Below are 19,881 nucleotides of genomic sequence, written 5' to 3'. Positions count from 1 at the left end.
GGCGGATTACGTAAAGCTCGGGTCGGGCGTGCCGTCTTGCTCGCGGCAGGTCTCGGCTTTGGTGCGGTTGGGCTGGCGCAGACGGTGGACGACAGCGTCGGCCCTGCGGTTCAATCGATGAACCTGCCCAACGACCTGACCGTGTTCGGCAAGGTCGACCCGAACGTCCGCAAGGCGACGGCGATCATCAACGGCACCATCATTACGCAGACCGATATCGAACAGCGGCTCGCGCTGGTGCTGGCCGCGAACGGCGGCAAAGTGGAAGGCGAGGAACGCGACCGGCTGAAGCTTCAGGTGCTGCGCAACCTGATCGACGAGACGCTGCAGATCCAGGAGGCCAAGGCGCGCGATATCGTCATCACCGCGCCGGAAGTGCAGCAGACCTACGCGCGCGTCGCCGGCAATTTCAAGCGGACGCCGGCCACGTTCGGCACATTCCTGCGCGAACAGGGTTCGTCCGAAGCGTCAATCAAGCGCCAGATCGAGGGCGAACTGGCGTGGCGCCGCCTGCTCAGCCGGCGGATCGAACCGTTCGTCAACGTCGGCGACGACGAGGTCGCGGCCGTGATGGCGCGGATCAACGCGAACAAGGGCGCGCCGGAATTCCGCATCGGCGAGATCTTTCTCTCGTCGACCCCGGAAACAGCGGAAGCGACGCTCGCCAACGCGAACCGCATCGTGGATCAGGTTCGCAAGGGCGGATCGTTCGTCGCCTATGCGCGCCAGTTTTCCGAAGCATCGACCGCTGCGGTCGGCGGCGATCTGGGCTGGGTGCGGGCCGAACAGCTTCCACCTGAACTCGCGGCCGTGGCACAGACGATGCAGCCCGGATCGGTCAGCGTGCCCATCCCGGTGGCGGGTGGCTATTCGGTCATCGCCGTGGTCGATCGTCGCACCGGCGGCGGTGTCGATGCGCGCGATGCCGTACTGGCGTTGAAACAGGTCGGTATCAAGTTTCCGGCCGGCGTCACGCGTGAGCAGGTCGCACCCGAGGTCGCCAAATTCGGTGCCGCAATGAAGACGGTGCGCGGGTGCGGTTCGGTCGAGGCGATCGCCAAGACGCTGGGTGCCGAAGTGGTCGACAACGACCAGATCCCGGTTCGCGGCCTGCCCGCCGCCCTGCAGCAGATGATGCTGGACCTTCAGATCGGTCAGGCCAGTCCGCCGTTCGGATCGGTCGAGGACGGTGTCCGGTCATTGGTGCTCTGCGGGCGCGACGAGGCGCAGGCCGCCGCCGGTCCCGACGCCGCGACGATCCAGTCGCAGCTTGAGGAGGAACGCGTAAATCGCAGCGCGCGGCGGTATTTGCGCGACCTGCGGCGCGACGCGGTGGTCGACTATCGCTGACGATCCTGCCCTGGTTCCGCTGGCGGTGGCGCTGGGCGATCCGGCCGGTATCGGCGCGGAGATTGTCGCCAAGGCGTGGAGCCTGCGGCAGGTCCACCGCCTGCCGCCGTTCTTCGCGGTGGGTGATATCCGTGCGATCACTGCGGTGTGGGACGGCCCCGTCGTGCGTATCGCCGATCCGTCGGAGGCGGCCGAACGGTTCGACGGCGCGCTGCCCGTTGTGCAGGTCGAAGGTGCTGCCGATATAGTCCCCGGCAAGCCGAACATGGCCGGTGCGCGCTGTTCGCTGGATGCGCTGGAACTCGCGGCGGGGCTGACCCGGTCGGGTGTCGCATCCGGACTTGTGACCGCTCCGGTGTCGAAGGCGCAGCTTTACTCGATCGGCTTCGTCCATCCGGGTCAGACGGAGTTCGTGGCGGAACGCTGCGGCGTGGCGGCGGACAATGTCGTCATGCTGCTGGCCGGTCCGACGCTGCGCACCGTGCCGATCACCACGCATCTGGCAGTGCGCGACGTGCCCGACGCGCTGTCGGTCGAACTGATCGTCGCCAAGGCCCGGGTGACCGAACGCGGTCTGGTGCGCAATTTCGGCATTGCCCGCCCGCGGCTGGCGATCGCCGGGCTGAATCCGCACGCCGGCGAGGAAGGCGCGCTTGGGCGTGAAGAGATCGATCTGATCCTGCCTGCGGTCGAGATCCTGCGTCTGGAGGGGATCGATATCGTCGGCCCACTGGCGGCCGATACGATGTTCCACGAGCGGGCGCGGGCGCATTATGACGTCGCGCTATGCCTGTATCATGATCAGGCGCTCATCCCGATCAAGACGCTGCATTTCGACGAAGGCGTCAACATGACGCTGGGCCTGCCAATCGTGCGGACCGCACCCGATCACGGCACCGCGTTCGGCATTGCGGGGCAGAATCAGGCCCATCCGGGCGCGATGATCGCGGCGATCGCGCTGGCCGGCAGCGCGGTTCGTTACCGCGCGGACTGCGCGTGACGGATAGATCGGCGGCGGTCGTGCTGCCGCCGCTGCGCGATGTCATCGCCCGCCACGGGCTGGCGGCCTCGAAGGCGCTGGGCCAGAACTTCCTGCTGGACGGGCAGCTGCTCGATCGTATCGCGCGCGTGCCTGGTCCGCTCGATGGGCAACGCGTGTATGAGGTCGGGCCTGGACCGGGCGGCCTGACCCGCGCGCTACTGAAGGCCGGTGCGACCGTCGTCGCGGTCGAACGCGACCGGCGCTGCGTGCCGGCACTGGCCGAACTGGCGGATGCCTATCCCGGCCGGCTGACCGTGATCGATGACGACGCGCTGGCGGTCGACGAGGCCGCCTTGGCGGGCCCCGGCGCGCATATCGTGTCGAACCTGCCGTATAATGTCGGTACGGCGCTGCTCGTCCGCTGGTTGACGGCCGAACCATGGCCGCCCTTCTGGGCATCGCTGACACTGATGTTCCAGAAGGAAGTGGCGGAACGGATCGTCGCACGCACCGATACGCCCGCCTACGGCCGGCTGTCGGTGCTGGCGCAGTTCCGTTCGATCGCGACGCTGGCTTTCCCGGTTCACCGTTCCGCCTTCGTCCCCCCGCCGAAAGTCACCTCGGCGATCGTCCACCTCGTCCCCGCGGTCCAGCCCGCCGGCGTGGCCATGCGCACGTTGGAACAGGTTACCGCCGCCGCGTTCGGGCAACGGCGCAAGATGCTGCGCCAGTCGCTGAAAGGGGTCCCCGGCGCGGTCGATGCGCTCGACATGCTCGGAATCGATCCGACCCGGCGGGCCGAGACATTGCCGGTATCCGAATTCGCCGCGCTCGCGGGGGTACTGGATGGCGGCTGAAGAATTGGTTGGATCCAACTACGCTTCATCCGGACTTTGATTTAATATCAAAGGACATATGCGTTACGTTTGAAACACCGGATCTCGGATCAAGTCCGGAATGACGCAGACGGGTGGCGTTGTTTATAGCTCATCTACCCGGACGTCTTGGTCCCTGTCTTCGGTTTGCCTCACGCCTCTCACGAACCGTGCGATGTTCGCGCCGGGTGGGACCAGAACCGCGCAACCTGCTGCAGTCACTGAATAACGCGCACGCTTAGTGGTGATTAACCGATCATCGCTTGATGGTCGCGGCTTCCTGACCCTTTGGCGGCACCACCGTCGTCGCCTGCGCGGTTACGACGGCGGGCGGCGGGCCCTTCGCGATCGCGGCGGCGAGCGTGGCGGCAGGGGCGCAGGGCGCGGCCTTGCACAATGCCCGGATGCGGGCGAGGTTGACCTTGGCGCGCTCGACGGCACCCTTCTGGACCATCGCCTCACCCTGCCCACCCAGCGCCGCCACGTCGTTCGGTTCGATGACCAGCGCCTCGCGGTACAGCCTGATCGCCTTGCCGGGCAACGCCTGCGCCTGCGCCACGCGGGCCAGCGCGATATAGGCCGCCCGATTGCGGGGATCGACCGCAAGCGCGGTTTCGATCAGGTCGTTCGCGCCGGTCAGGTTGCCGGCGCGGCGGGCCGCATCGCCGGCCTGCATGAGCGCGATGGAGCGCGGGTTGATCTGATCGTCGGGCTTCTGCCCGGAACCCACGCTGGCAGTCAGGCCGAGAACGACGGCGAGGGCAACGGCGGGGCCGGAGAAACGCATGAGGTAATCCTTAAAACTGGCGCGCTGCGACGCTAGCACGGCGCCCGTGCCCTCGCGACGAAAAATCCGTCGGTGCCGTCATGCAGCGGTGTCAGGCGGCGACCCTGTCCGTGTACCCGCCCCGCGCCAATAGCGACGGGATCTACGGTCCACTTCGGATGGCGGGCCAGAAACGCGTCGAAACCGCCCGCCCCTTCATCATCAATCAGCGAACAGACCGCATAGACCAGCGCCCCGCCCGGTCGCACCATCGATGCCGCGACGTCGAGAACATGCGCCTGCAACGCCACCAGCTTTTCGACCCGGGCGCGCGTCAGCCGCCAGCGCGCCTCCGGATTGCGCCGCCACGTACCCGTCCCGGAACAGGGGGCATCGACCAGGACGATATCGGTCTGCTTGACGAAATCGGCCAGCGCCTCACGCTCCCGATCCGGGTCGAGCAGCAGCGGCTCGACGATCGTGACGCCGGCCCGCACCGCACGCGGCGCCAGGTTGCCGAGCCGACGCCGGTCCGTATCACATGCGATCAGCCGCCCCTCGTCCGCCATCACCGCGGCCAGCGCCAACGTCTTGCCACCGGCCCCCGCGCACAGGTCGATCACGGTCATGCCCGGCCGCGCATCGCAGGCGATGGCCAGCAACTGGCTGCCTTCGTCCTGAACCTCGACGCGACCTTCGCGGTAAGCCGCAAGTGTTTCCAATTGCGTGCCTTCCGGCATGCGGACGCCGTCCGGCGCATGCGGCGTCGCCACCGCATCAGGCAGCTCGGCCAGCACCGCGGCACGGTCGTCCTTCAAGCGGTTGACGCGCAGGTCGAGCGTCGCGCGCCCGAGCAGCGCGGCCCGTTCCGCGCCGTCCAGCGTCTCGAGCTTGCCCAGCAGCCAAGCTGGGGCGACGCCGGCCCGCGCCACCAGTTCCCCCGGATCGATCGCCGCCGGACCATGGTCGCTGCCGTCGAACAGATCGCGCAGTTCCGGCTGGTCGGTCGCCAGCCCCAGCATTGCGGCACGTCCCGAAACTGGCCGTTCCCCCGCACGCCGGATCGCGGCGTACACAAGGTCTCGAACCGCACGACGATCCTTCGACCCGGCATAGCGACGCGTCTTGAAATAGCGCGCAATCAGCGTGTCAGCCGCGGCACCCCCGGCGCCGGCCGCCGCGATCGTTTCATCCAGCAGGTCGATCGCGGCCTGGACGCGCGCGGCAGGTGTCATCGATCAGCCCCGGGTCGGATAATTGGGTGCCTCACGCGTGATCGCGACGTCATGAACATGGCTTTCGCGTAGGCCGGCATTGCTGATCCGCACGAACTTCGCCTTCTTCAGGTCGGTCAGCGTCTGCGATCCGGTATAGCCCATCGCCGCCTTCACGCCGCCGACCAACTGGTGGATCACGTCGCGCGCCGGCCCCTTGAACGGCACCTGCCCTTCGATCCCTTCGGGAACAAGTTTCAGCGAGTCCTTGATTTCCTGCTGGAAATAGCGATCCGCAGAGCCCCGCGCCATGGCGCCGACCGATCCCATGCCACGGTAGGACTTGTAGGCACGGCCCTGGAACAGGAAGGTTTCGCCCGGTGCTTCCTCCGTCCCCGCGAGCAGCGATCCGATCATCACGCAGCTCGCGCCCGCCGCAAGTGCCTTGGCGACGTCGCCCGATGTGCGCAATCCGCCGTCCGCAATCACCGGCACGTCCGATTTCGCCGCCTCGTCCGCAGCTTCCTTGATGGCGGTAAGCTGCGGCACGCCGACCCCGGCCACGATCCGCGTGGTGCAGATCGACCCCGGCCCGATCCCGACCTTTACTGCGTCCGCGCCGGCGTCGATCAGTGCCCGCGTCGCTTCCGCCGTGGCGACGTTGCCGGCCACGATCTGGATCTGGTTCGATATGGCGCGTACCCGCTCGACTGCGCGACTGACCTCGCGGTTGTGGCCGTGCGCGGTATCGATGACGATCAGGTCGCACCCCGCATCGATCAGTGCCTGCGTCCGTTCCCAGCCCAGGTCGCCCACGGTCGTCGCCGCCGCCACGCGCAGCCGGCCCGCTTCGTCCTTCGTGGCGGTGGGATAGGTAACCGCCTTCTCAATATCCTTGACCGTGATAAGACCGATGCAGCGATAATCGTCGTCGACGACCAGCAGCTTCTCGATCCGGCGCTGGTGCAGCAGTCGGCGCGCACCTTCCTGATCGACATCGGCCGGCACGACGGCGAGGTTGTCGCGCGTCATCAGCTCGGACACCGGCTGGTTCGGATTTTCGGCAAACCGGACGTCGCGATTGGTAAGGATGCCCACCAGCCGCCCCGACGTTTCGACCACCGGGATACCGGAAATACGGTGCCGGGCCATCAGCGCCTGCGCGTCGGCCAGCGTCGCATCGGGCGCGATCGTGATCGGGTTCACCACCATACCGCTCTCGAACCGCTTGACCTGGCGCACGGCCGCCGCCTGTTCCGCGACCGTCAGGTTGCGGTGCAGGACACCGAGCCCGCCAAGCTGCGCCATGACGATCGCCATATCCGCCTCGGTCACGGTATCCATCGCGGCCGACATCATCGGGATGTTGAGCGCGATCGACCGGGTGACGCGCGTGCGGGTGTCGGCCTGCCCCGGCATCACGTCCGACGCGGCCGGACGGAGCAGAACATCGTCGAAGGTGAGGCCGAGCGGAATATCCATCATGGTCCTGAAGCAAGGGGAGTCGGGTGCGCCCCTATAAGGCGGATCAAGCGCGTAGGCCAGACCGTCACGGTGCAGGGTAGGCGACCGGATCGACCAGCACGCGCGCGACGGCGACCGTCAGATCCGCATCCTCGGCCGCCCCGCCCAGCACGACCCCGTGGCCTGGATTGTCGGTCGGACCATGATAGGCCCCACCCAGAAAGGCCTGTAACCGCTTCAGATCACTGAAGGAACCACCGATCATGACCGCCGGAACGCCGCGCCGGACGAGGACCGCGCCGTCCTGCCGATCGATGAATGCATTCGCCTCCAGATCGTCATCCACCCGCCGGCCGAGCCGCCGCGCAGTGGCATCGACGATCGGATCCAGCCGCGTCAGCCCACGCCCGACGATCGCCACCGGCAACCCGCGCGGGGCGATCGCGACGGTATCGACGTTGATCGCCGCCACGATCTCGGTCAGCGGGACGGTTGGTGCGGCGGCCCACGCCTCCATGCCCAGCAACCCAAGTTCCTCGCCGGTGGTCGCGATGAACACTTCGTCGCGTACCGGTTTCGGCCCCGCCCCCAGCTGCCGCGCCGTCTCGATCAGGCTGGCAATGCCGCTGGCATTGTCGACCGCGCCGTTGCAGATCCGATCCGCCGCCCCGGCCGGCCGACAGATGCCGAGATGATCCCAATGGCCGGTGAACAGCACGGCCTTGCCCTGCGCGGCCGTACCGGCGCGGCGTCCGATCACGTTCCAGGACGCGAATGGCCGGACCTGCGTTTCGACCGTCATCGTCATATGCCGCGCCAGCGTCACGGGGCGGAACGCCGCCCCATCGGCCGCCGCGAGCAACGCCGGGGCGGCGGGCGTCAATCGCGCGAACGCCGCATGGCTGATCGCGCCCTGCACCGCGGGGCGCTTTGCGGTCGCCAGCATGGTCGATCCGCGCCCGACCTGTGACGCGACATCCACCCAGGCCGCCCCGGCCGGAGTGATGGTGAGGACGGCCCGTGCGCCACGGTCTAGCAAGGCGGCCACGCGTTCGGCCGGGCGCGGCGGATGCGCCATGCCCTTCGGTGTGCCACCCCGGATGAGCACGATGGCCCCGGCGAGCGAAACTCCGTTCAGGTCGTCGCGCCCCTCCCCCACGATACCGTAGCCAGCGAAGACGACTGGGGCGTCGACGATGCGGATGCGCGGGTTCAGTCCCGTTGCCACGACCTCGCTTTCGTGCCGGTCGCCGATCCGCAGGTCGGTGGACACCGGCATGCGCTCGACGAAGGCGACCGTCTGGTACCAGCTGCCGTCCGCCGCGCCGGGGACCAGCCCTGCATTACGAAAGGCACCGGCGATGTAGGTCACCGCCTTCACCGCACCGGGTGTTCCGGGTTTCCGCCCCTCATAGGCGTTGCTGGCCAGCACATCGATATGGCGGGCCAGCGCAGCCTCGGTGATGGGGGCGGCCGCGGCCGGCGCGGACAGGGCGAGAAGCGGCAGCAAGGCCGCAGTGCGGAGATCGATCATGTACCCCGATACCCACCGATCCCCCGGCCTGCCAAGCCTGCCCCGCAGTTCATCGATCGCTGGCCGCACCCGTCCGATCAAGGATCACGCCGTGGGTTTCGCCGGCCTTAGGATCGGTTGCCGGTCTCGCGAACCCGCTACGTCTGATCCGGGCGTGTTCGGCGGATCGCATCGAACCGTTTGCCGGCCTCGTCGAACCGGTTCCAGTCGAAGACCAGCCGGAACGCCTCGCTGCCATAACGTAAGCCATGGCTGCCGCTCGCATATGCCCCGAAACTATCCTGAATCCGGGCGAGGCCTCGATTGCTCCGAGCAGGCCCCGGCGAGCGGTTCACCTCCAGACGTCGAAGGTCCACTCCGCCTGATCGTTCAGCCCGATCGCGTATCATCATTCGTTGTCTGCGCGAGACCGTGCACAGGGATTCACGGGAAACAAGAACCGCCCGCTGCCATCCCGCGCGCGCTGGTCGGACATGGCACCATGTCCGGTCTCGGGGCGGGGTTCGGCGGTCCCCTTCGGGGGGAGCCCGCGCGGCAACGGACGGTTTGTTGGGCAGCTCTCCTGGTCAGGAGCCTGGCTCGTCCCACGCGGAGATCGGCTTGCTTCCTGTATTTCGGGTACTAGCGCAGCCACGCCCCGGCGACAATGTTACCGACAGCGTTGACAGGTTCACGCCCGATACACGCGGCACGCGCGTTGCCCTCGACAGACCTATCCGCTAACCGGTGCCCTTGCCGGATGGGCAGGAAAGGCAACCGGAATGTCCGCTTCGATCGCGCTCGTCGATGACGATCGCAATATTCTGGCGTCGGTATCGATTGCCCTGCAATCCGAAGGCTTCGCGGTGCGGGTCTATTCCGACGGCGATACCGCGTTGAAGGCTCTGGTTGATTCGCCACCGGATCTGGCGGTGCTCGACATCAAGATGCCGCGGATGGACGGAATGGAACTGCTCCGCCGCCTGCGCGAAAAGAGCGCCATGCCGGTCATCTTCCTGACGTCCAAGGATGACGAACTGGACGAGGCGCTCGGCCTGGCGATGGGCGCGGACGACTATATCACCAAGCCGTTTTCGCAGCGCCTGCTGATCGCCCGCATCCGCGCCATCCTGCGCCGGTCCGAGGCCCGCGCCGCGCCGGATGCGGAGGGCGAGCCGGTGCCCGCAGCCGAACGCATCGTGCGCGGTCGGTTGACGATGGACCCGGCTCGCCACCGCGTCCTGTGGAACGGCGCGGAAGTCGTGCTGACGGTCACCGAATTCCTGATCCTGGAGGCGCTGGCCCAGCGGCCCGGCTTCGTGAAATCGCGCGACGCGTTGATGGACACGGCCTATCAGGACGACGTCTATGTCGACGATCGCACGATCGACAGCCACATCAAGCGCCTGCGGCGCAAGTTCCGGCAGGTGGACGGCGATTTCAGGGCGATCGAGACGCTATACGGCGTCGGCTATCGCTTTTCCGAGGAATAGAATGGCCGCCTCGCGATCCCGCGGCAGGAGTACCGGCGACCACGAGCTGGACCGCGACCTCGCGCTCGCCTGGTCCGGACGCTGGACGCTCGTCACCCGCATTCTGGCGGTCAACATCTTCGCGCTGGCGCTGCTGGCCGGGGGCTTCTTCTACCTCGACAGCTACCGTTCGCGGCTGATCGACCAGCGCATCGATCAGTCGACCGTGCAGGCGGCCCTGATCGGCGAGGCGATCGATGCCGCGCGCCCCGCCGACCGGCCGGCGCTGATCGCCCGGCTGGGACAGTCCACCCGGCTGCGGCTGAGGCTGTACGGGCCGGACGGACGATTGATGGACGACAGCTGGCGGCATGAACCGGCAACCTACGAACTGCGCGATCCGGCAACCGAAGGCTGGCGGCGGCAGGTCGCGCGCGCTCTCGACCGCGGCGTCGACATGGTGGTCGGCGCCGACGTGCCCGAGGCGTTCGTGGAACCCGCGCTCGATCGCGGTGCCGCATGGCCGGAGGTCGCCGCCGTCCTGACCGGAGATCCGGTCGAGGCGCGCGTCCGCCGGGCGCCGGACCGGACGCTGGTCGTGTCGGTGGCGAGCCCGCTGCCGATGCGCGGTCGCGGCGCGTTGTTCATCACCGGCAACGCGCGCGACATCACGCGGATCGTGCGCGAGGAACGGCTGCGGCTGGGCATCGTCCTGCTGGTCGTCATCCTGACATCAGTCATGCTGTCGCTGTTCCTGGCGCGGACGATCGCCCGTCCGCTGCGCCGCCTGGCGATCGCGGCGCAGCGCGTGCGGCTGGGCCGATCGCGCGAGGTGCAGGTTCCCCGCCTGCCCAGCCGCCGCGACGAGATCGGCATGCTGGCGCGCGCACTGTCCGACATGACGCAGGCCCTGCGCCAGCGGATCGACGCGACCGAGGCTTTCGCAGCCGACGTGACGCACGAACTCAAAAACCCGCTCGCCTCGCTGCGGTCCGCGGTCGACAGCCTGGACGTGGTGACCGATCCTGAACTGCGCGCGCGGCTCGTGGCGATCGTCCATGACGACGTTCGCCGGCTGGACCGGCTCATCACCGACATATCGGAGGCGTCGCGCGTCGACTCCGAACTGGCTAGGGCGAAGTTCGAATTCGTGGATCTGGGCACGATGATCGAAGGGCTGACCCAGGCACGCGAGGATCGCGGAATCGACGGCGGCGTGCGGATCGCCTTCGCCCGCCCGCACCGTGGCAGCGCCGTGGTGCTGGGGGACGGATCGCGCCTGACCCGCGTCGTCGAAAACCTCATCGACAATGCGGTGTCCTTCTCGCCGCCGGGCGGGCTGGTGCAGATCGGCGCGACGCGGATCGGTGAACGTGTGACGGTCTGGGTGGAAGACGAAGGCCCCGGCGTCCCGGCGGCATCGCGCGAGGATATCTTCCGGCGTTTCCATTCGGTCCGACCGGAAGGCGAGACATTCGGCCGGCACAGCGGCCTGGGTCTGGCGATCGCGAAGGCGACGGTCGAGGGTCATCAGGGCTGCATCGCGGTACGCGATCGTGACAGCGGCGCGAGCGGCGCGCGTTTCGTCATCGAACTGCCGGCAGCCGAGCTGTGACGTCCGATGCGGCATCCGGCGAAGCGACCGAGACCGTCCACGCGACCAGTGTCGCACGCCACGATCTGGCGGTCCTGCTGTTCGGACGGTCAGGTGCGGGCAAGTCGGATCTCGCGTTGCGGCTGATCGATCGCGGCTGGTCGCTGGTCAGCGACGACTATACGATCGTCGCACGGCACGGTGCATCCGCGGTCGCATCGCCGCCGCCGTCGATCGCGGGCCGAATGGAAGTGCGCGGGATCGGCATCGTCGGGATGCCCCATCGCACCGCGGTGCCGGTGGCCTTGCTGTGCGACCTCGACGGTCTGGTGGAGCGGATGCCGGGCGCGTGCACCGGAACCGTAGCCGGCATCGCCCTGCCCCGCATCGTGCTGGCCGCGCTCGAACCGTCCGCGCCGCTGAAACTCGAACTGGCGCTGCAAAGGATTACGGCATGACCGAACCGAGCCGCATCCTGCTGGTCACCGGCATGTCCGGCGCGGGCAAGACGACCGCACTCAAGACGTTCGAGGACATGGGCTGGGAAACGGTCGACAACTTTCCGCTCGCGTTACTGGACCGGCTGCTCGGCGCGCCGAGTGCGGAAGGGGCCGAGGATGCGGACCGTCCACTGGCGATCGGCATCGACATGCGCACGCGCGGCTTCGACGCGGACCAGATCGTCGCGCGGATCGCCCGGCTGCGCATCGAACGCGGGGGCTTGGCGGAGATCCTGTTCCTGGATTGCAGCGGGCCGGAACTGGTGCGGCGGTTTTCGGAAACCCGGCGACGGCACCCGCTGGCACTGGACCGGCCGGCGGCGGACGGCATCCTGCGCGAACGCGACCTGATCGCCCCGGTGCGCCGTGCGGCCGATCATCTGATCGACACCACCGACCTGTCGACCAACGCTTTGCAGGCCGACATCCGCGGGCGGTTCGGCACGACCGACGAAATGCCGACGCTGACCGTCCTGTCCTTCGGCTTTTCGCGAGGGGTGCCGCGCAACGCGGACCTGCTGTTCGACATGCGGTTCCTGCGCAACCCGCATTGGGACCAAGCGCTGCGCCCGCTGACCGGGCTGGACCAGTCCGTCGTCGATCACATCGCGACCGATCCGGCCTATGCCGACGTGGTCGGGCGGATCGAGGATCTGCTGCTGACGCTGTTGCCGCGTTACCATACCGAGGGAAAATCCTACGTGACGGTGGCGTTTGGCTGTACCGGCGGGCGTCACCGGTCGGTCCACGTCACCGAACGCGTCGGGCAGCGGTTGCGCGATGCTGGCTTTTCGCCCACGATCATACACCGCGATCTGGGCGATCCTGCCCGGAATTCCATCGGCGACGCGCCGGCGGCGAAGAGGGCATGATGCGACGATGATCGGACTGGTTCTGGTGACGCATGGCCGGCTGGCCGCGGAGTTCGTGACCGCGATGGAACATGTGGTCGGCCCGCAGGAGGCGATCGTCCCGATCTGCATCGGTCCCGACGACGATATGGAAGCCCGCCGGGCGGACATCGCACGCGCGGTGGCCGAGGTCGATCGGGGGCACGGCGTCATCCTGCTGACCGACCTGTTCGGTGGCACACCGTCCAATCTGGCGATTTCGCTGATGGAACCGGGCCGGGTCGAGGTGATCGCGGGGGTGAACCTGCCGATGCTGATCCGGCTGGAGGGTGCGCGCAAGATGTTGAAGGTACAGGCAGCGGTCGCGGCCGCGCGGGATGCCGGTCGCAAGTATATCTCGGTCGCGTCCGAAGTTCTCGGCGTGGCAGCGGCATGACCGACTGCACCCGCACCGTCCCGATCACCAACCGGCGCGGCCTGCATGCGCGGGCCAGCGCGAAGTTCGTGACGCTGGCCAGTCAGCAATCCGCCGCGATCGCGGTTGAAAAGGACGGGACCAGCGTCACCGGTACGTCCATCATGGGACTGATGATGCTCGGGGCGGCAATGGGCGACAGCGTCACCATCTCCGCAACCGGCCCGGGCGCGGAACGCTCACTCGAACTGCTCGTCGCACTGGTCGAGAACAAGTTCGGCGAGGATTGAGGCGACGCACGCCTGTCGGGCACGATCACATCGGTTTGCGCGAGCCGTCCTGACATGGTCTGGTCTTGGCAAATCGAGAACCCGGCGTCGAATGATCGCCAGACCTGAACTGGACGGGAAAGCTACCGAGCCGATCTGAGATGGTCACGCTCGGCCGCCCGATCCTGGCGGCGATGCTGGTGGACAGTCGACTTCGACACGGTGGCAGGATCGCAGGAGACGGTGTCACTTGGCTCCAGTTCCGTTTGGTTCGCCTGTCGGGAACTCCTCGCGCCGTTCTCGACAGGCTCGAACCAAACGGACCGGGCGGTAACGATCTGACCGGTGGTCGTGCGAGCAGATCAGACGGAAGCCTGAAATTGCGGTTTTGGGATCGGGTGCGGCACCCTCATGACCACACTGTTTCTAACCGCGATCGTCGGTTAGACACCCGCCATGCCCCGCACCATCACCGCCTTTTCCAACCCGCTTATCAAGCGTGTCCGGTCCCTTCGTGAAAAGAAGGGGCGCCGGCTCGAACGGCTGTTCCTGGCGGAAGGGCTGCGCATCCTGACCGAGGCGCGCGAGATGGGGCGGGTTCCGAACTGGGTGTTCTATGCCCCCGAAGGTGCGGCCCACCCGCTGGTCGATGCACTGATCGCCGCGGTCGAGGGAGCGGGCGGCGAGGCGATCCAGACAGACCGCGACATCCTGTCGAAACTCAGCGGCAAGGACAATCCGCAGGCGATCCTTGGCGTCTTCGACGAACCGGCGACCGACCTTACACTGGTCGACCGCACGTCCGCCGACCTGTGGATCGTGGCACAGGCGCTGCGCGATCCCGGCAATATCGGGACTATCCTGCGCACCGGCGATGCGGTGGGTGCGGGCGGGCTGATCCTGATCGACGACTGCGCCGATCCCTTCTCGGTCGAGGCGGTCCGTGCGTCGATGGGGGCGATCTTCACGCAGACTCTGGCGACCGCGCGCTGGCCCGCGTTTCTCGAATGGTTGCGCGGCAGTCCCGGACAGCTCGTCGCGACCGCGCTGGACGAGGCGGTCGATTATCAGGAACCGCGTTATGCAAGGCCCTGCTTCCTGCTGGTCGGCAACGAGTCGCAAGGTCTGCCCGCCGACTATGCTGCAGCCGCGGACCTCCGCGTGAAAATCCCGATGCTGGGCAAGGCGGACAGCCTGAACGCCGCCGTCGCGACCGCTGTCGCCGCCTACGAGATCCGCAACCAGTGGCGCCGCGGGTAGCTTCAAGCCCCAGCCCATCTACCCAGGAACGGAGAAAGGCTTGTCGTACTTCGGTCCGAAGCGACACCCGCTTCAAGCTGACGGCAGTCGCCGACATCGCCTTGAGTCGCACAGAACCGCCGCTCCTGTACGGGGACAGGGTTGCGAAGAGGGGCGGATACGTGACGCGACAAAACCCAACCGATCCCCTACTCTGCCGCCTCGCTGTAGCGCGGCAGCGCCTCGACCGGCACGGAATCCTCGATCGCCTTCGCACCCGTCTCGATATTGAGGTCGCGGAACTTGCGGCCAGTCACCAGCACCCGCCCCTCGAACGAACTGACGAACTTGTTATAGTTATTGACCGCCGTCGACAGCCCTCCACCGACGGTCTTGAGATGGCCCGCGGCCACCGCCAGCCGGTCGTACATCTCCTTGCCCAGCTCGCCGATCTGCTGCGCTTCGGCGGCCAGCTTCTCCTGCCGCCACACCGCAGATACGGTCCGCGCGATGGCGATGAGGTTGGTGGGCGTGGCGAGCAGCACGCGCTTGTCGAACGCGAAGTCCCACAGCGTGGGATCATGTTCCAGCGCCGCGGACAGGAAATGTTCGCCGGGCACGAACATGATGACATAGTCGGGCGCATCCGCGAACTGCGACCAGTAGGCCTTGTTGCCCAGCCCGTTGACATGCGCCTTCATCGACGCTGCATGCGCGGCCAGCCCCAGCGTGCGCTCCCGGTCGTCCACTGCCCCGAACGCGTCCTGATAGGCGTTCAGCGACACCTTGGCATCGATCACCAGCGCGCGGCCGCCGGGCACGCGGACCACCGCATCGGGTCGCATCCGGCCGCCGTCGCCTTCCCCGTCGGCGATGCTGACCTCCATCTGGAAATCCGTATGTTCGGCCAGTCCGCAGCTTTCGAGCACGTTGCGGAGCTGCTGTTCGCCCCAGCGGCCGCGCGCCTTGGGTGCGGAGCGCAACGAGTTGACCAGCTTGGCCGCTTCGTTCCGTACCGCGTCCTGCCCGTCGCGCATCGATGCGATCAGGCCGGTCAGCGTGCCATATTCCTGTCGACGGTCCTGCTCGACCTTGGTTACCGTCTCCTCATAGCGTTGCAGCCGTTCGCGCACCGGTTGCAGCAGCGCCTTCAGCTCGACGCCGCTCTTCTCTTCCGATTGGCGGAAGCGCGCGTCGGCGCGTTCAAGGAAGACTTTCTGCGCATCCCCCAGCGCCTTGCCGGCCAGTTCGCCGAACCGCGCGTCCAGCCGGGTTTCCAGCTCGCCCAGCCGCGCCGCCTGCTCATCGTGCGCCCGCGCGCGTTCCGCCTCGCCCCGCACGAAGGCGGCGCGCTCGGCCGCCAGCGTCTCGACCCGCAGGACCGCATCGGCCAGCCGCGCCTCCAGCGTCGGGACGCGCGTCGCGGTCGCCTCCGCGCTCGCCAGCGCCTGCCGCGCATCGTCGCGTTCGCGGGTAACCTCGGTCAGCATCTGGCGGACGAGGCCGGCGTCCCGCGCGCGTTCCTCCGCCACGGCCAGCGCCTGTTCCGCCACGCGGCCGCGCTCGACCGCCTTGTCGCGTTCGGTACGAAGAGCCGGCACCGCGCGACCGAACAGCAGCCAGCCCAGCGCGACCCCGACGGCAAGCGCCACCAGCATCAGCAAAATCAACTGGCCGTCCATCACATCATCCCGACAAGAACATTGTAGGAACAATGCCGTCTTCGCTTCCTCCTTGCAAGGCCGAACGCTTTGGGTTCACACCTTATCGGCGCAAACGCTGCGACTTCAGCACCTTCTTCATTGCCATGTCGCGCTTCAGCTTGGACAGATGATCGGTGAACAGAACGCCTTCCAGATGGTCCATCTCATGCTGGACGCAGGTGGCGAGCATGCCGTCCAGCCGCTCGTCGTGCGCGGCTCCGGTCTCGTCGGTCCACTGTGCCCGGACACTGGCGGGCCGCGTCACCTCCGCATAATATTCCGGGATCGACAGGCAGCCTTCGTTATAGGCGGACAGCTCCTCCGACGGTTCGCTCAGCACGGGGTTGATGAAAACGCGCGGGCGGCGGACCGGCTTTTCGTCCTCGCCTTCCTCTTCCTGCAGGTCGATCACCATCAGCCGCTTGGCCACGCCGATCTGGATGGCGGCGAGCCCGATGCCCGGCGCATCGTACATCGTGTCGAACATGTCGGCGATCAGTCGCGGCAGATCGGCATCGTCCGGCGCGACCGGTACGGAGATCTCACGCAGGATCGGATCGGGAATTTCGAGGATAGGAAGAATGGCCATGCGCCGCAGCTAGGATTTGGCGGCGATACGGTCAAGGCTCAGACCACGGGTCGACGCGCACGCAGCGCCTGCGCCAACGTGCCTTCGTCCATATAGTCCAGCTCCCCCCCGACGGGCAGGCCGTGCGCGAGTTGCGTCAGCCGCACCGGAAACGCCTCGATCCGTTCGGCCAGATAATGCGCGGTGGTCTGCCCTTCCAGCGTCGCGTTCATCGCGAGCACGACCTCGTCGATTCCGCCGGCCGCGACCCGCCGCAGCAGCGCGTCGATCGTCAGATCCTCCGGTCGGATCCCCTCCAGCGCCGAAAGCCGGCCGCCCAGGACATGGAACCGGCCGGGGAACAGCCGCGACCGGTCGAGCGCCCACAGGTCGGCGACATCCTCCACGACGCACAGCATGCGGGGATCGCGCCGATCGTCGGTGCAGATCGCACACGGATCGCTCGTGTCGACATTGCCGCAGATGCCGCACGTCGCCAGCCGGTCCGCTACCGCGCCCAGCGCCTGAAGCAGCGGCACGAGCGCGCCTTCCCGCTTCTTCAACAGGTGCAGCGCGGCCCGCCGGGCGGAGCGCGGCCCCAGACCGGGAAGCCGGGCGAGCGCCTGGACGAGCCCTTCGATTTCGGTGGATGCCATGGAACATGCGATATGGGCTTGCATCGCGGCTTGCCAAGCGTTTCAGGAGGGGGATGCGCATCATCTTCATGGGAACCCCCGATTTCGCGGTGCCGACGCTCGACGCACTGGTCGCGGCCGGGCACGACATCGTCGCGGTCTACAGCCAGCCGCCCCGCCCCGCCGGCCGCGGCAAGGCGTTGCGCGCCGGCGCGGTGCAGGCGCGGGCGGAAACGCTCGGCCTGCCCGTCCGCTGTCCGTTGTCGCTGCGGGATCCGGCCGAACAGGCGGCGTTCGCGGCGCTGAACGCAGACGTGGGTGTCGTCGCCGCATATGGGCTGATCCTGCCGCAGGTCGTGCTGGATGCGCCGCGGTTGGGGTGCCTGAACGTCCACGGATCGCTGCTGCCGCGCTGGCGGGGGGCCGCCCCGGTGCAGCGCGCGATCCTGGCGGGCGACACGGAAACCGGCGTCGGCATCATGCAGATGGAACGCGGGCTCGATACCGGGCCGGTGCGGCTGGAGGGGCGCACGACGATCGGCACCAGGGATGCCGGCACGCTCACCACCGAACTGGCCGCCATGGGTGCCGCGCTGATGGTCCAGGTGCTGACCGATATCGCCGCATTCCCGCCTGTGCCCCAAGTCGGCGAGACGAGCTACGCGCCGAAGATCGACAAGGGGGAGACACGGCTGGACCTGACCGGCAGCGCCGTCGCGGTCGAACGCCAGATCCGCGCCTTCGCCCCCGCGCCGGGCGCCTGGTTCGAACATGCCGGAGACCGCGTCCGCGTGCTGTCGGCCGAGATCGTCGCGGGCGACGGCCCCGCGGGCACCGTCCTGGACGACCGGCTGACCATCGCCTGCGCGGCGGGTGCCATCCGGCCGACCGCGGTGCAGCGCGCCGGACGCGGCGTGATGACGCCGGCCGACCTGCTGCGCGGTTTCCCCCTGCCCGCCGGCACGCGGATCGCATGACGCGGTTCCGGCTGACGGTGGAGTTCGACGGTCGACCCTATATGGGCTGGCAGCGGCAACCGCATGGGCCGAGCGTGCAGGGCGCGATCGAGGCCGCGGTGCTGGCGATCACCCGCGAACCTGCCACCGTGACCGCGGCGGGCCGCACCGACGCCGGCGTCCACGGCGAAGCGATGAGCGCGCATGTCGACATAGCCCGCCCGATCGATCCGTTCCGGCTGGGCGAGGGGCTGAACGCGTTGCTCCGGCCGCAACCGGTGGCGATCCTGGCGACCGCGGCGGTCCCGGACGACTGGCATGCCCGCTTTTCCTGCACCGGGCGGCGCTATCGCTATCGCATCGTCAACCGCCGCGCGCCGCTGGCGCTGGACGCGGGCCGCGCCTGGCATGTCCGCGCGCCGATCGACAGCGATGCGATGGCGGAGGCCGCGCGCATCTTGGTCGGGCGGCACGATTTCACCACCTTCCGCTCCGCCCACTGCCAGGCGGACAGCCCTGTTCGCACGCTCGACCGGCTGTCGGTCACGCGTATGGGGCAGGCGATCGACATCCATGCAGACGCGCGCTCGTTCCTGCACCATCAGGTCCGCTCGATGGTCGGTTGCCTCATGCTGGTCGGGCGCGGTCGCTGGTCGCTTGCCGACATGGCGGACGCGCTCAATGCGCGGGACCGGACCCGGCTCGGCCTGAACGCCCCGCCGGACGGACTGTACTTTGCCGGTGCGGACTATCCGGAACCGGAGCCGCACGACCTCGCGCCGGCCGTCAGATCGTCGTCCGGAACGGCGTGAAGTCCGTCCCCTCGTCATAGACGTCGATCCCTTCGCGACGCTTCAGGAACGCGACGGCGGCGTAGGTGGCCGGCGTCAGCGCAACCTCCCAGGCCACCTTCAGCACGAACTGGCTGACCATGACCATCAGCAGGGCATCGCTCGACCAGCCCGCCGCGCCGTAGAAGGCGAGCGGATAGAAGATCAGGCTGTCGACCCCCTGCCCCACCACCGTGCTGCCGATCGTCCGCAGCCACAGGTGGCGGCCGCGGGTGCGGACCTTCAGCCGGGCAAGCACCAGCGCATTGGCGAACTCGCCCGCCCAGAAGGCGCAGATCGACGCCAGCACGATGCGCGGCACCTGACCGAACACCTGTTCATACGCCGCCTGGCCGGTCCAGCCGGCATCGGGTGGCATCCGGACGACGATCCACGACATGCCGGCCATGAACAGCAGCGCCGCGAACCCGACCCAGATGCATCGCCGCGCACGGGCATAGCCGTACACCTCGGTCAGGACGTCTCCGATGACGTAGGAGATCGGGAAGAACAGCAACCCCGCCCCGAACGGCCATGGTCCGATCAGCGGCAGGTCGACGACCGCGCGCTTGCCCGCGCCGATCACGTTGCTGAGCAGCAGGATCGTGACGAACGCCGCCATGACGAGATCGTAATAGCGGAACGGACGATCGCCCAAAGTCCTGGCCGACGTCATGGCAGGCGT

General features: G+C 67.9%; 20 protein-coding genes. 12 read left to right on the top strand and 8 right to left on the bottom strand.

Going from position 1 to position 19,881, the window contains the following annotated elements:
- The first annotated feature begins 36 nt into the window (after positions 1-36).
- The 3 genes from BKY59_RS05555 to rsmA are packed head-to-tail and all read left to right on the top strand — an operon-like array spanning position 37 to position 3,189.
- Positions 37-1,350, top strand: a complete 1,314-nt coding sequence (locus tag BKY59_RS05555) for a peptidylprolyl isomerase (RefSeq protein WP_420822076.1) — start codon at positions 37-39, stop codon at positions 1,348-1,350.
- Positions 1,343-2,350: a 4-hydroxythreonine-4-phosphate dehydrogenase PdxA gene (pdxA, locus tag BKY59_RS05550; RefSeq protein ID WP_129586211.1), complete on the top strand. Its 1,008-nt coding sequence runs from the start codon at positions 1,343-1,345 to the stop codon at positions 2,348-2,350. The genes BKY59_RS05555 and pdxA overlap by 8 nt, the downstream gene beginning before the upstream one ends.
- Positions 2,347-3,189, top strand: coding sequence for a 16S rRNA (adenine(1518)-N(6)/adenine(1519)-N(6))-dimethyltransferase RsmA (rsmA, locus tag BKY59_RS05545; protein WP_076069280.1), 843 nt, complete (start codon positions 2,347-2,349; stop codon positions 3,187-3,189). Before pdxA ends, rsmA begins: the two co-directional genes overlap by 4 nt.
- 274 nt (positions 3,190-3,463) lie before the next feature.
- Here the strand turns inward: rsmA and BKY59_RS05540 are convergent, their stop codons facing one another.
- The 4 genes from BKY59_RS05540 to BKY59_RS05525 form a co-directional block, all read right to left on the bottom strand.
- A complete protein-coding gene (locus tag BKY59_RS05540; RefSeq protein WP_076069276.1) occupies positions 3,464-3,994 on the bottom strand; it encodes a tetratricopeptide repeat protein in 531 nt (176 codons plus the stop codon).
- A gap of 32 nt (positions 3,995-4,026) precedes the next feature.
- The gene (locus tag BKY59_RS05535; RefSeq protein ID WP_076069273.1) at positions 4,027-5,208 is read right to left on the bottom strand and encodes an RsmB/NOP family class I SAM-dependent RNA methyltransferase; all 1,182 of its coding nucleotides are present in this window, start codon (positions 5,206-5,208) and stop codon (positions 4,027-4,029) included.
- A 3-nt stretch (positions 5,209-5,211) separates the two neighbouring features.
- The gene (gene guaB, locus BKY59_RS05530; protein WP_076069269.1) at positions 5,212-6,669 is read right to left on the bottom strand and encodes an IMP dehydrogenase; all 1,458 of its coding nucleotides are present in this window, start codon (positions 6,667-6,669) and stop codon (positions 5,212-5,214) included.
- Between the two features lie 67 nt (positions 6,670-6,736).
- Positions 6,737-8,185, bottom strand: a complete 1,449-nt coding sequence (locus BKY59_RS05525; RefSeq protein ID WP_076069267.1) for a M28 family peptidase — start codon at positions 8,183-8,185, stop codon at positions 6,737-6,739.
- A gap of 761 nt (positions 8,186-8,946) precedes the next feature.
- Between BKY59_RS05525 and BKY59_RS05515 the strand changes: the two genes are divergently transcribed.
- The 7 genes from BKY59_RS05515 to BKY59_RS05485 all read left to right on the top strand — a co-directional run bounded on the left by BKY59_RS05515 (position 8,947) and on the right by BKY59_RS05485 (position 14,525).
- On the top strand, positions 8,947-9,657 hold the full coding sequence (locus BKY59_RS05515; RefSeq protein WP_076069259.1) for a response regulator transcription factor: 711 nt from the start codon (positions 8,947-8,949) through the stop codon (positions 9,655-9,657).
- 1 nt (position 9,658) lies between these two features.
- A complete protein-coding gene (locus BKY59_RS05510; RefSeq protein ID WP_076069257.1) occupies positions 9,659-11,251 on the top strand; it encodes a sensor histidine kinase in 1,593 nt (530 codons plus the stop codon).
- On the top strand, positions 11,248-11,688 hold the full coding sequence (locus BKY59_RS05505; protein WP_076069254.1) for an HPr kinase/phosphorylase: 441 nt from the start codon (positions 11,248-11,250) through the stop codon (positions 11,686-11,688). Before BKY59_RS05510 ends, BKY59_RS05505 begins: the two co-directional genes overlap by 4 nt.
- Positions 11,685-12,602 (top strand): RNase adapter RapZ, encoded by a 918-nt coding sequence (gene rapZ / locus BKY59_RS05500; RefSeq protein ID WP_076069251.1) that lies wholly within the window; start codon positions 11,685-11,687, stop codon positions 12,600-12,602. The genes BKY59_RS05505 and rapZ overlap by 4 nt, the downstream gene beginning before the upstream one ends.
- 7 nt (positions 12,603-12,609) lie before the next feature.
- Positions 12,610-13,017 carry a PTS sugar transporter subunit IIA gene (locus BKY59_RS05495; protein WP_076069249.1) on the top strand — a complete coding sequence of 136 codons (408 nt, stop codon included), beginning with the start codon at positions 12,610-12,612 and terminating at the stop codon, positions 13,015-13,017.
- Entirely contained in the window at positions 13,014-13,286 is a 273-nt protein-coding gene (locus BKY59_RS05490; protein ID WP_076069246.1) for an HPr family phosphocarrier protein, read from the top strand. The genes BKY59_RS05495 and BKY59_RS05490 overlap by 4 nt, the downstream gene beginning before the upstream one ends.
- A gap of 435 nt (positions 13,287-13,721) precedes the next feature.
- The gene (locus tag BKY59_RS05485) at positions 13,722-14,525 is read left to right on the top strand and encodes a TrmH family RNA methyltransferase (protein WP_076069244.1); all 804 of its coding nucleotides are present in this window, start codon (positions 13,722-13,724) and stop codon (positions 14,523-14,525) included.
- 188 nt (positions 14,526-14,713) lie between these two features.
- Here BKY59_RS05485 and BKY59_RS05480 read toward each other — a convergent pair whose 3' ends face one another.
- The 3 genes from BKY59_RS05480 to recR all read right to left on the bottom strand — a co-directional run bounded on the left by BKY59_RS05480 (position 14,714) and on the right by recR (position 17,431).
- The gene (locus BKY59_RS05480) at positions 14,714-16,186 is read right to left on the bottom strand and encodes a DNA recombination protein RmuC (protein WP_076069241.1); all 1,473 of its coding nucleotides are present in this window, start codon (positions 16,184-16,186) and stop codon (positions 14,714-14,716) included.
- Positions 16,187-16,268: 82 nt separating this feature from the next.
- Positions 16,269-16,796, bottom strand: coding sequence for a peptide deformylase (gene def / locus BKY59_RS05475; protein WP_076069238.1), 528 nt, complete (start codon positions 16,794-16,796; stop codon positions 16,269-16,271).
- A 38-nt stretch (positions 16,797-16,834) separates the two neighbouring features.
- Complete coding sequence (gene recR, locus BKY59_RS05470) at positions 16,835-17,431, bottom strand: recombination mediator RecR (RefSeq protein WP_076069235.1); 597 nt, start codon at positions 17,429-17,431, stop codon at positions 16,835-16,837.
- Positions 17,432-17,484: 53 nt separating this feature from the next.
- Here recR and fmt point away from each other — a divergent pair, with 53 nt between their 5' ends.
- Together fmt and truA are read left to right on the top strand one after the other, a co-directional pair.
- Complete coding sequence (gene fmt / locus BKY59_RS05465; RefSeq protein WP_076069232.1) at positions 17,485-18,387, top strand: methionyl-tRNA formyltransferase; 903 nt, start codon at positions 17,485-17,487, stop codon at positions 18,385-18,387.
- Positions 18,384-19,178, top strand: a complete 795-nt coding sequence (truA, locus tag BKY59_RS05460) for a tRNA pseudouridine(38-40) synthase TruA (protein ID WP_076069229.1) — start codon at positions 18,384-18,386, stop codon at positions 19,176-19,178. The genes fmt and truA overlap by 4 nt, the downstream gene beginning before the upstream one ends.
- Here the strand turns inward: truA and BKY59_RS05455 are convergent.
- Positions 19,153-19,872 carry a queuosine precursor transporter gene (locus BKY59_RS05455; RefSeq protein ID WP_076069742.1) on the bottom strand — a complete coding sequence of 240 codons (720 nt, stop codon included), beginning with the start codon at positions 19,870-19,872 and terminating at the stop codon, positions 19,153-19,155. The two genes, truA and BKY59_RS05455, sit on opposite strands and share 26 nt — an antisense overlap.
- Positions 19,873-19,881 lie beyond the last annotated feature (9 nt).

This window comes from Sphingomonas montana (assembly GCF_001956315.1).
GTDB lineage: Bacteria > Pseudomonadota > Alphaproteobacteria > Sphingomonadales > Sphingomonadaceae > Sphingomonas_R > Sphingomonas_R montana.
The sequence above is the reverse complement of the archived record's forward strand: the minus strand, read 5'-3'. Positions and strand labels throughout refer to the sequence as shown.